The 15,695-nt window shown below is 41.4% G+C and carries 14 protein-coding genes; 7 read left to right on the top strand and 7 right to left on the bottom strand.

The window, feature by feature from the left end; genetic code table 11:
* Positions 1 to 125: 125 nt before the first annotated feature.
* The 3 genes from B9T33_RS13715 to B9T33_RS13725 form a co-directional block, all read right to left on the bottom strand.
* On the bottom strand, positions 126 to 2,531 hold the full coding sequence (locus B9T33_RS13715) for a glucose/quinate/shikimate family membrane-bound PQQ-dependent dehydrogenase (protein ID WP_086179461.1): 2,406 nt from the start codon (positions 2,529 to 2,531) through the stop codon (positions 126 to 128).
* 171 nt (positions 2,532 to 2,702) lie between these two features.
* On the bottom strand, positions 2,703 to 3,992 hold the full coding sequence (locus B9T33_RS13720; RefSeq protein WP_086179462.1) for a carbohydrate porin: 1,290 nt from the start codon (positions 3,990 to 3,992) through the stop codon (positions 2,703 to 2,705).
* Positions 3,993 to 4,139: 147 nt separating this feature from the next.
* Positions 4,140 to 5,261, bottom strand: coding sequence for a CaiB/BaiF CoA transferase family protein (locus B9T33_RS13725; protein ID WP_086179463.1), 1,122 nt, complete (start codon positions 5,259 to 5,261; stop codon positions 4,140 to 4,142).
* 210 nt (positions 5,262 to 5,471) lie between these two features.
* Between B9T33_RS13725 and B9T33_RS13730 the strand changes: the two genes are divergently transcribed.
* A complete protein-coding gene (locus B9T33_RS13730; RefSeq protein WP_086179464.1) occupies positions 5,472 to 6,482 on the top strand; it encodes an AraC family transcriptional regulator in 1,011 nt (336 codons plus the stop codon).
* Positions 6,483 to 6,520: 38 nt separating this feature from the next.
* On the opposite strand, the gene B9T33_RS13735 is transcribed toward B9T33_RS13730, so the two are convergent.
* Entirely contained in the window at positions 6,521 to 6,781 is a 261-nt protein-coding gene (locus B9T33_RS13735) for a hypothetical protein (RefSeq protein WP_143224017.1), read from the bottom strand.
* A gap of 222 nt (positions 6,782 to 7,003) precedes the next feature.
* Here B9T33_RS13735 and B9T33_RS13740 point away from each other — a divergent pair, with 222 nt between their 5' ends.
* On the top strand, positions 7,004 to 8,209 hold the full coding sequence (locus B9T33_RS13740) for an acetyl-CoA C-acetyltransferase (RefSeq protein ID WP_086179466.1): 1,206 nt from the start codon (positions 7,004 to 7,006) through the stop codon (positions 8,207 to 8,209).
* A gap of 11 nt (positions 8,210 to 8,220) precedes the next feature.
* Positions 8,221 to 10,353 carry a 3-hydroxyacyl-CoA dehydrogenase NAD-binding domain-containing protein gene (locus B9T33_RS13745; protein ID WP_086179467.1) on the top strand — a complete coding sequence of 711 codons (2,133 nt, stop codon included), beginning with the start codon at positions 8,221 to 8,223 and terminating at the stop codon, positions 10,351 to 10,353.
* A gap of 114 nt (positions 10,354 to 10,467) precedes the next feature.
* Here the strand turns inward: B9T33_RS13745 and B9T33_RS13750 are convergent, their stop codons facing one another.
* Complete coding sequence (locus tag B9T33_RS13750; protein ID WP_086179499.1) at positions 10,468 to 10,938, bottom strand: Lrp/AsnC family transcriptional regulator; 471 nt, start codon at positions 10,936 to 10,938, stop codon at positions 10,468 to 10,470.
* Positions 10,939 to 11,075: 137 nt separating this feature from the next.
* On the opposite strand from B9T33_RS13750, the gene B9T33_RS13755 reads away from it, so the two are divergent.
* Both B9T33_RS13755 and B9T33_RS13760 read left to right on the top strand, forming a co-directional pair.
* Complete coding sequence (locus B9T33_RS13755) at positions 11,076 to 11,714, top strand: LysE family translocator (protein WP_086179468.1); 639 nt, start codon at positions 11,076 to 11,078, stop codon at positions 11,712 to 11,714.
* 119 nt (positions 11,715 to 11,833) lie between these two features.
* Positions 11,834 to 12,181: a hypothetical protein gene (locus B9T33_RS13760; RefSeq protein WP_086179469.1), complete on the top strand. Its 348-nt coding sequence runs from the start codon at positions 11,834 to 11,836 to the stop codon at positions 12,179 to 12,181.
* Positions 12,182 to 12,252: 71 nt separating this feature from the next.
* On the opposite strand, the gene B9T33_RS13765 is transcribed toward B9T33_RS13760, so the two are convergent.
* Positions 12,253 to 12,675, bottom strand: a complete 423-nt coding sequence (locus B9T33_RS13765; protein WP_086179500.1) for a GNAT family N-acetyltransferase — start codon at positions 12,673 to 12,675, stop codon at positions 12,253 to 12,255.
* Between the two features lie 142 nt (positions 12,676 to 12,817).
* Between B9T33_RS13765 and B9T33_RS13770 the strand changes: the two genes are divergently transcribed.
* Positions 12,818 to 13,522 (top strand): hypothetical protein, encoded by a 705-nt coding sequence (locus tag B9T33_RS13770; protein ID WP_086179470.1) that lies wholly within the window; start codon positions 12,818 to 12,820, stop codon positions 13,520 to 13,522.
* A gap of 60 nt (positions 13,523 to 13,582) precedes the next feature.
* On the opposite strand, the gene B9T33_RS13775 is transcribed toward B9T33_RS13770, so the two are convergent.
* Positions 13,583 to 14,809 carry a class I SAM-dependent methyltransferase gene (locus B9T33_RS13775; RefSeq protein WP_086179471.1) on the bottom strand — a complete coding sequence of 409 codons (1,227 nt, stop codon included), beginning with the start codon at positions 14,807 to 14,809 and terminating at the stop codon, positions 13,583 to 13,585.
* 107 nt (positions 14,810 to 14,916) lie between these two features.
* Between B9T33_RS13775 and trhA the strand changes: the two genes are divergently transcribed.
* On the top strand, positions 14,917 to 15,558 hold the full coding sequence (gene trhA / locus B9T33_RS13780; RefSeq protein WP_086179472.1) for a PAQR family membrane homeostasis protein TrhA: 642 nt from the start codon (positions 14,917 to 14,919) through the stop codon (positions 15,556 to 15,558).
* Positions 15,559 to 15,695 lie beyond the last annotated feature (137 nt).

The following is a 15,695-nucleotide window of genomic DNA, read 5'->3' on the forward strand; positions in this document are numbered from 1 at the left end:
GCGTCTTTCACCCTTTTTCATTCTATATTTATTGATATTGATTATTTTATAAATTCTTTAGCATTTATTCAGATAATAAAAAAGCCCGACGGATCGGACTTATTTATTTAAATTATTAAATTCAGTTATTTTTTATCTGGTAATGCATATGCAACAAGAGTATCGCCCAGTTTTGTACCGAACGAACCATGACCACCCGCCATAATAACGATGTATTGTTTACCATTGGCTTCATAAGTCATTGGGGTTGCTTGACCACCTGCTGGTAGACGACCTTCCCACAAAGTATCACCATTCGTTACATTGATCGCACGAATATAGTTATCTTGAGTACCGCCTACAAACATGACATTACCTGCTGTAGAAATTGAGCCACCTAAACCAGGAACACCAATTTTAACGGCTGGCAATTGGAACAATTTCGGTAAACTGTCGCGAATAGTACCAATACGTTTTTTCCAAACCACTTCATGTGTATTTAGATCTACACCTGCTGTGAAACCCCATGATGGTTGTTTACACGGCAAACCAAGTGGTGACAAGAAGGCTTTGATTTCAACACCGTAAGGTACGCCATACATCGGTTGAACACCTTGTTCAGTACCTGCACCTTTCGCAGTTTGCTCACGATTAGGATCTGTTGGAATCAACTTAGTCACAAATGGCAAGCCAATTGGATTCATCACAGCCACTTGACGGTCTTGGTTGACAGACATGCCGCCCCATTCAAATACCCCTAAGTTCCCTGGGAAGACCAAAGTACCATTTTCAGAAGGTGGTGTATAAATACCATCGTAGTTCAATGACTTGAAGTAAACACGACACATTAACTGATCAAACATTGTGGCACCCCACATTTGTTTATCGGTCAATTTATCTTTAGGTGCTAAATCAAAATCTGAGAATGGTTGAGTCGCTGAATAATGCTCACCTTTGGTTTGCGGACCACGTTTTACAGTTTGTGGAACCGCTTTTTCAGTGATTGGAACAATCGCTTTACCTGTACGACGGTCAAGGACGAATGCATTACCTGTTTTGGTTAAGACATAGATCGCAGGAACAGTATTACCTGATTTATCTTTGATATCTGCCAATGAAGGTTGTGATGGTACATCCATATCCCACAAATCATGATGGGTCGTTTGGAAGTTCCAGATCAATTTACCAGTCGATGCATTAATCGCAAGCATTGAGTTTGCATAACGTTCATCGAGTTCTGTACGATGACCACCAAAGATATCTGGCGTACCGACACCTGTTGGAACATAGACGATATCTAATTTTTCATCATAAGCTAAAGGTGCCCATGCGTTCGGAGAAGCAACTGAGAAGGATTGACCTTCGCCCGGCATTGCATTCGGGTTTTTCGCACCAGTATCAAAGATCCACAATAACTCACCCGTATTTACATCATAACCACGGATGACACCAGATGGCTCTTTAGTCGAGAAGTTATCGGTAGTTGAACCGCCAATAATAATCGTAGTCCCAGTAATCACTGGAGGCGAAGTTGGGATATAACCGCCTGGATACGGATAAGGCATATCTTTTTGTAGATCGACTTGTCCATTATGTCCAAAGTCGCTACAAGCTTTACCAGTTTCAGCATTTACCGCAACTAAACGACCATCATTCACAGGTAAGATAACTTTAGTTGGGCATTCTGTTGAAGTTGAACGTTTGCTTTCTAAACTTTTAGCAAATTGAGTTGTGTTTGCCGCATCAAAATATGACACACCACGACAAGTTAAATGTTGATAGGTATTATCGGCTTTGAGTTTTGGATCAAAGCTCCATTTTTCCTTACCAGTCGCAGGATCAAGTGCAATTAAACGTTGATGTGTCGTACACATAAACATATTGTTGCCAACCTTGATTGGTGTAACTTCGTTGGTTGTTTCACCAGAGTCATTAGAAGTAGGAAGCTCACCTGTTTTGTAAGTCCACGCAACTTCTAAATCTTTAACGTTGTCGCTGTTAATTTGGGCCAATGGTGAATAACGTACACCACCTTGTGTACGACCATAGGCAGGCCAATCTTCAGGAGCAATACCTTCAACCGCTTTTGCAGTTTGAGGTTGTGGATTTTTTATTTCACCGTTAATTTCTTGCGGATCATTAAAAATCGAATAGAACATCACTAAAATGGCGATAACCAAAGTGCCAGATAATGCAATTTTAGCTGTTTTACCATTTTCCATACCGCGTGTTACGGCTGGAATAAGTAACCAAAGTCCTAATAAACCTAAAATATCAAAACGTGGTGCAAGCGCCCAGAAATCTGAACCTGCTTCCCATAGTCCCCAAATCACTGTACCCAGCATTAATGCTGCATAAATGTATAAAGAACTATTTTGAATTTTTCTTAAGTAAATTGCTGAAGCCAGCATTAACAGACCGGCGATTATGTAGTACCAAGAACCGCCAAGGACTGCCAGCCAGATACCACCAATCAATAGAACTACAGCGAAAACTGCCATCACAACGACGGTAAATGTTCGCATCCCAGTTCCAGTAGATGGGTTGCTCATGTTGACCACCTCTATTGTCGAATGTTGTATTTGATGCGTGAATTCAAGTTCAACGCATCACCGTTTTTATGTCGCAAAGAGAAGTTGTTACAAAAGCAATTCCAAGGAGAGATACATAATTCTTCTCAGAATTACCGAATTGCTTTTATAAGAACTCTAATTGAACATCAATTAAAATGCTGTTTGAAATTTGATACCGCCGACCCAAGCATTCTCACCATTTTTGTAAGCGCCTACGTGACGGATATATTGAATATTTGGACGTACAGTTAACCAATTGGTTGCATGGATACCATAGTAAATTTCAGCATCGTATTCTTCACTTTGAAGACCACGTGGATCGACTGAATCATTGGCAATATTGGCCTCATTCACATCGTCATTGATGCTGATGCGTCCAAGACCAATTGCAATTTCATCCTGTGGACGTGCGTCGAAAGCACCTTTGTAAACCAAACCGATATTTTGCATATTACTAACATTGTTAGTATCAGAATCATGCACAGTGACATTCACAAAACCACTTAAACCACGTGATGCGTCATCTTTATGTGCAGTGAGTTGTTGTTTCGCAACAATCCAACCACCTTGATGATGATCTGTTTCATTCACAGTGCTATCAATCACATCCGCATCGGCAGTGCTGTAGTAGTAACCAGCACGGTATTCACCAGGAAGTTTTTGTGCACCTAGTTTAGGAGTCCAAACTACTTCGGCAGGAATGATTGCACCATGTGAACCATCAGTGCTGAGGTTAAAGCCTTTACTGCGTTTTAAGTTTTCAGGGTTATATTCATAAACACCAACCTGTGCGTACACTTCAGGGTTAATGTTGTATTTCACTCGTGCTGCCCATTGACTCACTGGCCAGTTGTACCATTGGTCACCGACCCAGTTACCCACTTGTGAGCCACAAAGTGCCAAGTTTTGAAAATCACAATCAAAGCTGTTGAAATCTTCGCCTTCACCAAAACGACCAACTTTAAGGTCTAATTTTTGGTCTAAGAATTTTTTCTTGATCCAAAAATCAGTTAAACGCCATGTTTGACCACGTCCCCACACTTCTTGTGTAGAACTTAAATGACCATTTAACGCATCTGATGTTTGCGACAATGAACGACCATTACGTTCAGTAATATTGATTTGCGCTTCTGTATCTTTCCAGCCCGCAATTTTTTCTAAGTCTAAGTGTGCACCAATTGCAAATTGATCTGCATATTCAGTGCCATGACTTGAGGAGTGTTTAGCATCTAATAGAGTGGCTAATTCCCCTCCATAACCAAAACTAAAATCATAACCTTGCTGTTGTAGTGCTGTACGTTGACCATTCCAATCACCAAGCATCCACTGACTTTCTTTGCTAAATGCTTCTGCCGCAGTGGCTGCTTGCGTTACTGAACCCGCAAGCAAAATTCCAAGGCTAAGATATAAAGATCCAAGTTTACTTACGGCTATTTTCATTTGGAGACCTATATATCAATTATGTTAAAAATAGATATAATACTCTCGTATTTGTATAATTTTTTAACTTTTTTGTTAAAAATGTATATTTATTTATACTATTTTATCTAATGAAGAGATTTTAAACAGATTTTTTTATAACTAAACTCACCATCCATCCGCTCCTAAAACTTTACCCACATGGCGATAAGTTGGCTTTGAACGAGAAAATTTGATTGGACAACTCAACTGACGTTCTGTTGCATTTTCGGATGAATCATTTAGAGGAACCTCCACAGTCCACTCCCTGTGTTGCGATAGTTCAGAATTTAAAGCTTCATCTAAACTTAGGACCGGTTCTACGCACACATCGTGCGCTGCAAATATCAGACTCCACTCTGTATAATTTTTAGTCAATATCTTTTCTGTTATCGCCTGTTTTACTTCGGACTGATCTTCTAACTGAAAGGATGCACCTTTCTCCGCTAAAATGGGTAATTCAAGAATTTGTGCCAAGCCCATCATAAATTGCGGTTCAAGACTACCTATTGATAAATAACGACCATCTTGAGTTTGATAATAATCATAAAAACTGCCGCCATTTAAATGTGCCGATTCAGCCTGTGTGGACTTGTGCGCTGCCAATACCCCTGAAGCCGCCATATTGTTTAAAACAACTGCACAATCGGTCATGGAAATATCAATATATTGCCCCATGCCACTTCTATAGCGTTCAATCACCGCACTCAAAATCCCCATGACGGCATGCATCGATCCACCAGCTACATCGGCAATTTGAATGCCTAAAGGTGGTGGCCCGCTTTGAATTCGACCGCTATGCCCTGCAATGCCAGAGAGCGCAAGATAATTAATGTCATGCCCAGCACGACTCATATATGTTCCAGTTTGCCCATAACCGGTAATGGAGCAATAAATTAGGCGAGGGTTAATTTCTGCCAAAGTTGCGTAGTCCAGACCTAGTCGGCGCATCACATCTGGACGAAACTGTTCCACCACGATATCAAAGTCGGAAATTTTTTCTTTAATCAGTTCAATATTTTTGGGATCTTTTAAATCTAAAGCAATGGATTGCTTATTTCTATTTAGATAACTATGCGAAGTCGCTTGTCCATTGGCATAGGGTGGCATCAATCTCACAAGATCCGGTCGTGTTGGTGACTCAATATGCACAACCTCCGCGCCCAAGTCTGCCAAGTATAAAGTGGCAAATGGACCTGGTAATAATGTCGAAAAATCGAGAACTTTCAATCCCTTTAATGCTGCATCCATCGCTATTTTTCTCTAATTGTGTTGGTTTTTCATCCATGTTAAAAATATAAAATGATTAAAACAATGTCATGTTCAGCCATTTACCTTGATAGTTTCGGCAATTTACCATGTAAAAATGGTAAAGTAACTGTTGTAAATTGCCATGATTTCTTTTTTTAGCGTCATTTAGGTCAAACATTTGTGAACATTAAAGAGACTGAAGGATTAAACATGAGTCGTGATACGATCAGTATCCATTTCGTCAACGCAGCCTTAACTGGCGTGAAACGTCTCGGCATGGACGTCGAAACTTTATTGTCTCATGTTGGCATTGAGGCTGAACTTTTACGTCAACCCAAAGCACGTATTTCTCCTGAACAATACACACGTTTTATTAAAATGTTGTGGATGGTGACCCAAGACGAACACGTTGGTTTCGATATTCAACCACGCCGTTTGGGCACCTTTGCCATTATGTGCCAATTGATTATTCATGCGAAAACCTTGGGTGATGCGCTTGAACTCTCTTCTCAATTCTATAAATTGTTTGGTGATGAATGGGCTGTGACCCTTGAACGTGATAAGCACGAAGCACGCTTAGTCCCACAAATTCCTAAAAGCATGGACCCAGATCACTTCATCACTGAAAGTATGTTGATGATTTGGCATGGTTTGGCTTCTTGGCTGATTGAACGTCGCCTACCACTTGAACGTGTCCATTTTGGTTATACACGCCCTGACCATGCGGATGAATACGATGCGCTATTCTTCGCTCCGGTCATGCAATTCGATATGCCACGTACCGAAATTACCTTTGCTGCGGACTATTTGGATCTTCCAATTCGTCAAAATGAAGATACTTTAGAAGAGTTCTTAAAAGCTGCCCCTGCACAGCTACTGGTGAAATTCAAAAACACCAACTCCCTGACTTCACGTATTCGTGATGTTCTGAAGAGTCAAATTGGTGAGGAAATGCCAACGCTGAATGATGTCGCTTCAATGCTCTATCTTTCTCCACAAACTTTGCGTCGTCGCCTTGCTGCTGAAGGTAAGAGTTATCAAGGTGTGAAAGATGCATTACGTCGTGACGCTGCTATTCACTTGCTGTTAAATCCAGATTTAACCCTTGAAGATGTGGCGCAGCAAGTGGGCTTCAGTGAAACCAGTACTTTCCACCGCGCCTTTAAGAAGTGGACAGGTGTAACGCCAGGCCTTTACCGTCAGTTGCACGGTTATCACTAAAAACATATTGAATACTAAAACCTGATTTCGATCAGGTTTTAGTATTTTGGAAAATCAGCAAGACTTCTTTGACAAAGCTTTGGATCAGCTGGTGTGATTACTCGTTTGCCATCCTGAATCAGATACAGTTCAGCTTTGGTTACACGATAATCCCGATCATATTCACAAGCCAAGCCACCAGATCCTTCATCCGAAGCGTGAATGCCGTAAATCATATAAATATAAAAACAGATCAATAAGACAAAACCAAAACAGGCAATCAGTAAAAGCCAAACCAAGCCTTTAAAAATTTTCTTCATGTTTTTATGCATAGGCTATTCATCATTCTGTGCTAACAAAGTTCAACTCATCTTAGCCTACTTACTTATCTCAGTTTTTATGATGGACTGTCATTGTTTAGCTTAAGCCGTTGACCAAAAAGCTCAAATGATCTGACTCGTTCTCGTCATTGCACTCGCCCAATTTATCCGTACACTCAAAAAACATATAAAAAATTTAATGCTTAAAAAAGGGACAGGATTATGAGCGAGGCTTACATCATTGATGCCATTCGCACACCGCGCGGCAAAGGGAAAAAAGACGGTTCACTTCATGCAGTCAAACCGATCAGCCTACTGACAGGTTTATTAAATGAATTGAAAGACCGTCATCAGTTTGATACCTCTGCAGTAGATGACATTGTTTTAGGCTGTGTGACCCCGATTGGCGATCAAGGTGCAGATATTGCAAAAACAGCAGCCATTGCCGCGGGTTGGGACAATGATGTGGCAGGTGTTCAGATTAACCGTTTCTGCGCATCGGGTTTAGAAGCGGTTAATATGGCGGCGCAAAAAGTGCGTTCTGGCTGGGAAGATCTGGTGGTTGCTGGCGGTGTCGAGTCTATGTCACGCGTGCCGATGGGCAGTGACGGCGGACCTTGGGCGCTGGACCCTGAAACCAATATGGCCTGTGACTTTATTCCGCAAGGTATTGGCGCAGATTTGATTGCCACCATTGATGGTTATACGCGCTCAGATGTCGATGCCTTTGCCGCAGACTCACAGAAAAAAGCAGCTGCCGCACAGGCGCAAGGCTATTTTGACAAGTCTGTCGTGCCCGTAAAAGATAAAGCTGGCGTGACCATTTTAGCCAAAGACGAATTTATTAAACCAACGACCACCGCTGAAGGCTTAGGCAAACTCAATCCAAGTTTTGCCATGATGGGGCAAATGGGTTTTGACGCCATTGCACTGCAAAAATACCCTGAAGTTGGTGCAGTCAATCACGTACACCATGCCGGTAACTCATCTGGCATTGTTGATGGTGCAGCTGTGGTTTTGCTGGCATCTGAAAAAGCAGTCAAAGAACAAAGTTTAAAACCACGTGCTAAAGTTTTAGCGACCGCACTGGTGGGCGCTGACCCAACCATTATGCTGACAGGCCCTGCACCTGCAGCACGTAAAGCTTTAGCCAAAGCAGGCCTCACCATTGAAGATATTGACCTGTTTGAGGTGAATGAAGCCTTTGCTGCGGTGGTGATGCGTTTTATCACCGAACTCAACGTTGACCCTGCCAAAGTGAATGTGAATGGTGGCGCAATTGCCATGGGCCATCCTTTAGGTGCAACAGGCGCCATGATTTTAGGCACGCTGCTCGATGAGCTAGAGCGCCAAAGTAAAAAACGCGGTTTAGCAACTTTGTGTGTGGGCGGTGGTATGGGCATTGCCACCATTATTGAGCTGGTATAAGGAGAATAAAAATGAGCGCAATTCAATTTGAAAAAAATGCCGACAACATCGTCATCCTCACACTGGATTCTCCAAACCAGTCTGCCAACACCATGAATGCAGACTTCCGTACTGCCCTAAGCGAAACCGTAGAAAAACTGCAAGCTGATGAAAATATTGCTGGCATTATTTTCCGTTCAGCAAAAAAGACCTTCTTTGCTGGCGGTGATTTAGATGAACTGATTCTAGCCACACCAGAGCATGCCACTGAGTTCTTCAATATGATTGAAGAGATGAAAGCCAAACTGCGTTACATCGAAACTCGTGGTGTTCCTGTGGTAGCAGCACTTAATGGTACGGCGCTTGGTGGTGGCTGGGAACTGGCTTTAGGCTGTCATTACCGTGTAGCGTTAAATGATGCCAAAGCAAAATTTGGCTTGCCCGAAGTAACTTTGGGCTTACTGCCAGGCGGTGGCGGTGTGGTGCGTATGACGCGCTTACTGGGTCTACAAAATGCGTTTCCATTTTTGATGGAAGGCAAGCAATTTGGTGTAGATAGGGCTAAATCGCTGGGGCTGATTCATGACACAGCAGATTCAGAACAAGAATTACTAGATAAATCGATAGCTTGGGTCAAAGCCAATCCAAAATCGCAGCAACCTTTTGATGTCAAAGGCTACAAAATTCCGGGGGGCACGCCCTCTACACCGGCTGTGGCGCAAATGCTCGCCATTGCGCCTGCTATGCTTCGTGATAAAACCAAAGGCTGTTACCCTGCACCTGAAGCGATTATGGCAGCTGCCGTAGAAGGCGCGCAGGTCGATGTAGATACCGCGCTCACTATTGAATCCCGCTATTTCACCTACCTAGCAACAGGCCAAATCTCTAAAAACATGATTGGCACCTTTTGGCATGGACTCAATGCCATTAAATCTGGTGCCAGCCGACCAAAAGATGCAGCCAAATGGAAAGCCACTAAAGTTGGTATTTTAGGTGCAGGTATGATGGGTGCAGGCATTGCCTATGCCACGGCCAGCAAAGGCATCGCTGTGGTGTTAAAGGATGTGTCAGTCGAAGCTGCGGAAAAAGGCAAAGCTTATAGCCAAAAATTGCTGGATAAAAAAGTGTCGCAAGGCCGCCTCAGTGCAGAAAAACGCGATCAGGTTTTAGGGTTAATTCACGCCACTTCTGAAGCTGCCGATTTACAAGGCTGTGACCTAATTATTGAAGCCGTATTTGAAAATCAAGAATTAAAAGCCAAAGTTACCCAAGAAGCTGAAGCCTATTTGGCGGATGGCGGTGTGTTTGCATCGAATACTTCTACTTTACCCATCTCAGGTTTGGCAACAGCATCCAAAGATCAAGCGCATTTTATTGGCCTGCACTTTTTTAGTCCTGTCGACAAAATGCAGCTAGTCGAAATTATTAAAGGCAAAAACACCTCGGCAGAAACTTTGGCCAAAGCCTTTGACTATGTACAGCAAATTGGCAAAACGCCAATTGTGGTGAATGACAGCCGCGGCTTCTTTACCAGCCGTGTCTTTGGTACTTTTGTACAGGAAGGCTTGCGTCTGCTATCGGAAGGTGTGCATCCAGCACGAATTGAAATGGCAGCGCTGAAAGCTGGCATGCCCGTTGGTCCACTGGCGATTCAAGATGAAGTCTCGCTGACCCTTTCTGAACATGTCGCAAGCGAAACTCGTAAAGCGCTGCAGGCCGAAGGCAAAGACTTGCCCCACTCAGGCGCAGATGAGGTCATTCACAGCATGATTCATGAGTTTGAACGTAAAGGAAAAGCCGCAGGCGCAGGTTTCTATGACTATCCTGAAGGCGGTAAAAAGCATTTATGGGCAGGCTTAAGCAAATGGCAAAAAGATATCCACATTTCTGAACAGGAAATGATAGACCGCTTCCTGTTTGTACAGTCACTCGATACCCTACGCTGCTTAGAGGAAGGTGTTTTAGAATCAACCGTCGATGGCAATGTCGGTTCAATCTTCGGCATTGGCTTTGCCCCATGGACGGGTGGCGCACTGCAATTCTTAAATCAATATGGCTTAGAAAAAGCATTGGTACGCGCTAATACGTTAGAAGCAAAATACGGCGAACGCTTTAAAGCACCGCAATTGCTGAAAGATAAAGCGGACAAAGGCCAATTGATCTAATCATTTTATGAGACGTCAAAAAGGAGCCTCGTGCTCCTTTTTGTTTTTCAATCTCGTCTAATTGCAACTGAGTTGGAAGAATCATCCATTCAACAAATACAGCGTAAATGGACCTTAGCCATTTTGCCTGACAGGAAAGCCTGTAAATGTTTTGAGTTCTTTTAAAATAAACATGCTTTGCATTTCTTTAATACCCGGTAAGCGCCGAATTACCGACATTGAAAACTCTGCATAAGTATCCAAATCTGGCGACACCACTTGCAGTAAAAAGTCAGCATCCCCACCTACACTATAGCAAGCCACCACATTATCCAGCTCTGCCACTTTCTCTTCAAATTTACGCGCCTCGGCTTCGCTGTGGCTGTCAATGCTGACACGGATAAATACCATTACTCCCAAACCCAATTTCTTGCGGTCGAGCAGCACACCATAGCCACGGATGACGCCTGTATCTTCCAGCCGCTTTACTCTACGCCAGCAGGGAGACGCAGACATGCCAATTTGTTCTGCAAGCTGCTGGTTGGTGGTACGTGAATCTTGCTGCAGCCTGTTCAGGATTTTTTCATCGCTGCGGTCTATTTTGATCATTGGGTATATTTATCCCATTTATAACTATACTACGTTAATTTATACCCTATTTTATAAAATATAGGGAATAAATAGAGCAAATCACCCTTCTGCAATGTTCAACAATATTTGCAATATACGTTTGGACAAGAAAGATGAATGAATTCGCTTTACTCAGCAGCTATGCCTTAGCTTTAGGCGCAGCAGCGCTGATCCCAGGGCCTGGAATGACAGGATTAATGTTTAAAACCCTCAATCAAAATAGCCTTAAAGGTTTTATAATGCTGGCAGGTTTAATCACAGGAGATTTAATATTTCTCGGTATTGCACTTTTGGGATTGAACTGGATTGGGACAATTTTAAATGGCGTTTTCAACCAAGTGCTGATCGTCATTTGCAATATATATCTTCTATATTTAGCATACACATTTTGGCGCATACCAGCGTTGCAAGCGCAGGATAATACCTCGCTCAAGGCTGATTCCGACTATGTTGATGGCTTACTACTGACGCTGAGCAATCCCAAAACGATTTCATTTTATTTAGCGCTGCTGCCTGCTATTTTAGGTACTGCTCCACTTGAGCTGCATCTCTTGCTATTGATCGTATTCATTACCCTGCTGACGTTATTGATCGCTGGGAGTCTCTATATTGCAGGCGCAGCGCAAATGCAGCGCTGTACACATCACCCTTTCTTTCAGCATATTCTATTAAAAGGCACTGCCCTCATTATGATCGCTTTTGCGTTTAGCATGATTTTCCACAAAATACAGCCCATGCTCATGTGGCATTAAACACTTTTATAAAAGCCTTAATAAAACATGCCATTCAGAGAAATTGAAACTTATATGCAGTTTCTATGTTATAAAGTAACAAGTTTTTGAATTCTTTTTATTCGATTAGGTATGCTGTTATGACAGATCATTCTTCTCCTGAAAAATCGCCTTGGGGCTGGAAAGCGCTCATTATTTTTTGCATTCTAGGTGCATTATTTTTAGGTATATTTTGGCTAGCTGTGAACAATGAACCAGATTATATGCCAAGTCAGCAAAAGAAAGATGCAACCCAACAACATGCCTTTAAAAAAGCTCCTGTCATGTCAGAAGAAGCGATACAACAAGCGCAAGCAGATAAAGCTGCACGTGAACAATCGGCAAGTGGTGCTATGACAGCTGAAGAGATGCATATGTCTTCAGAACAACATGCACAAATGGAACATACGGGTACTGAACATAACCCTAGCCATGAACAAAGTCACTGATCTCATCAATAAAAAACGCTTATATAATTAAGCGTTTTTTATATCTAATTTGGCTAAACCTGTATTACATTTTAAAAACATAAGCGCATATCTATATGTGGAATCCCACAATCTAAATACTCTTCACCTTCGACTACAAGTCCAAGCGATGCATAAAATTCAATAGCATGGACTTGTGAAGAAAGTTTCACAAATGATCGACCTTGTTGCTGCGCTAATTGAATAATATGTTGCATCAATTTACGACCCACGCCCTGCCCGCGATACGCTTGAAGCACAGCCACGCGACCAATACTGTTATTTTTAAGCAACCGTGCTGTGGCAATGGCCTGTTCTTGATCATAGGCAATGAAATGCAAAGAGATGGCATCTTCAGCGTCCCATTCATCCGCCGATGAAATATGTTGTTCTTGAATAAAAACTTGCTCGCGAATCAGTTTCGCATCAGTCTCTAAATTAGCCCAACAACCATTGCGTATTTTAAAATCTGACATCAAAGCTTCCATTTCTAACCAATATTCAATTTTAAATAGTTTAAAACAGCCTTTACTTAAATCTACTTTTTATTCACTGTTCAATTGCTTAAATTGTCTGTTTTTCAAATTCATATATACAAAAAACGCAAAGATGAAAAATATGAAAAATATGAAAATTCGTATACCGTTACAATATGCTTTTGTCTCAATCGCTTTATCAATCAGTACCCTTTCCCAAGGTGCTTCAACCGATGTTGAACGTGCGAAAAAGCTCTCGCAACTAACCATTGATTTATTTGCAGAGCATTCCAAAGAAAATGTCCTCAAATATGGTGCATTGATCGCCAATAAGAGTGAAAAGGAATTAAACGAGCTTTATAAAAACAATCTAGATGCAATCATGCCTGATTCTTATGCGTTATTTAACCAAGCTATGAAACAACAGTTAAGTCAGGAAGATTTCAAACTCCTTGAACCTGTATTCAAAAAACAATTCAAGTTTCAAAGTGATGCATACGCAAGCTGTAAACTTACAGGAAAAATCTCACAGCCAACACCAACAAGTTATAGCTTTCCTTTGATTTGCAGACTTCCTTTTGCAAATTTTGATTCAATCCAACAACCAGAGAAAGTAGAAAATGAGAGCGACGCCCAATACGGTGCAAGAGTCATGAATTTTTTGCTTGATCAACTTATTGCATCACCGAAAAGGGATTTTGAAACGCAGATTTTGATTCATGCAGATAAAGCGACCAATATTTTTCTTCCTGAATTGGATGATAATAATTATTTTCCAACAAGTGTGAGCAACAGCATTACAGGAACAACCCAAGAAGAGTTAGCAGTAGAAGACTTAACCGAATAAGTCAATATTTTACTTGCTGCCAAAAAAAGATGCTCATGAAGCATCTTTTTTCAATTTAATTTAACATTTACAACCTATATCTTGCTGATCCCATTGATCATTCAATAACAACTCTAAGGAATGCTTTTTGATGCCATACATTTCTTTTAATGCTTGTATTTGTGCCAAAACAGCCTGATCAGGCTCTTGATAATCTTGACGTTTAGTCGCCAAAATCATTTTATTTTTGCTGGTGTGTTCAAGTGCCACAAATTCAAACACTTTGGTTTCATAGCCATATGCTTTAAGCAATAAAGCACGTATGGTATCGGTCAGCATTTCAGCTTGTTGCCCTGCATGAATGCCAAATTGCAACATTGGCGCCAATACTTTCGGTGCTTGAAGCTGAGGACGTAACTCCTTATGACAGCATGGTGCACACATGATCATCTGCGCATTCAAACGAATGCCAGTATGAATCGCAAAATCTGTCGCTACATCACAGGCATGCAACGCAATCATCACATCCAAACGCTCTGGTTCATAGGTACGCACATCCCCTTGGAAAAAGCCGAGCTGGTTGAAGTTGGATTGAGCTGCAACACCTTGGCAAAATTCCACCATTTTTGGATTCAGCTCAACGCCGGTAACAAAAGGCGTTTGCAAATGCTTCGCCAAATAGTCATATAGCGCAAAAGTCAGATAGCCCTTGCCTGAGCCAAAATCCACCACATGTAGTGGCTGATCAGCCTGCTGAATTTGTTGCACTGCGCCTGCACAGATCTCTACAAATTTATTGATCTGTTTCCATTTACGCGCCATGCTCGGAATAATTTGAGCATTGGCATCGGTAATGCCCAAGGGCTGTAAGAAATAGCTATCCTGATCGACATAACGATGTTTAGCACGATCATGGCCTTGCTGTTCAACCTTATTGGTTTGACCTGATGTAGATTTGGTTTTACTCACCGTGAGCATGACTTTCTTTTTATTCTTTTTAAGTTGTAACTCTTCATCAAGGGTTATTAAATTTGCTTGTTTACAACATGACAGAAGCTGTTCAACTTGGGCAAGTGCCGTACCTATCGGGTAATTTTTCGTGATGTCTTGAGTCTTATATCTGTACAAACAGCTTAAAACGAATTCACCTTGTAGCGAAATGACTCTTAAGGTCATTTTTTCCAACTGTTCAAGTTCGCCTTTATATTGACTCAAGATCATGCGATCAAAACTTTGTGTTTCAATGGCTTGCTGAAAGGCTGCTAAAAATTGCTGCTCTTGCGTAGAGGGAGAAGCCAAAGATAACATAATATAAACCTAAATAAATTTGCATCCCAATTTTAAATCTTCTTACACCAAAAGCAAAATTGAATTACTATACACATGTATATTTAAACTATTATAAAACTACGCCTATGAACGCTCCCACTATTGCTGCTTATGATCCTGCTGAAGAAAAAATGAATTTCTACACTCATGCTCTGGGTGCAGTATTATCATTCATCGCAGGTATTTTATTGATTATTAAAGGTTCTTACTTACCAACTGGACAATGGATTGCACTTTGGGTGTATGCCTTCAGCATGATTTTATTGTTTTCAGCCTCAAGCTTATATCACTTTGCCGAGTCGCCAGAACGCCGCGGCATGTATAAAAAACTCGACCATACTGCGATTTATTATCTCATCGCGGGGACTTACACCCCTTTTCTAGCTATCGCCATTCCAACAGCAAAAGCCCACTATTTACTTATTGCTCTTTGGGTGATCGCAGTTATTGGAACATTATTCAAGTTAATATTCATCCATCGTTTCCAGAAGGTTTCGCTCATTGCATATTTGGTTATGGGATGGCTAGCATTACTAGTAATGGATGATATGCAACGCTTTTTATCTGATCAAGCTTTAACCTACCTGATCATTGGCGGGCTATCTTATACAATCGGTGCATTGTTTTATGCCCTAAAAAAGGTAAGATATACACACGCTATCTGGCATATTTTTGTATTGATAGGCGCAGGATCACATTTCCTGTCGATTTATCTATACGTGATATAACCCGCTAACACTGCATTCTTTAGTGACCCTAATTCCGCAGGATGTAAGTAGGTATTTCGTATTTTTTTAAGAAATTACGCCTTTTTTAAAAAGATTACGCTTTTAAAACTAAGTTCAATTATTTTTAGTAAGTGTAA

Source organism: Acinetobacter sp. ANC 5054, from assembly GCF_002135295.1.
Lineage (GTDB): Bacteria > Pseudomonadota > Gammaproteobacteria > Pseudomonadales > Moraxellaceae > Acinetobacter.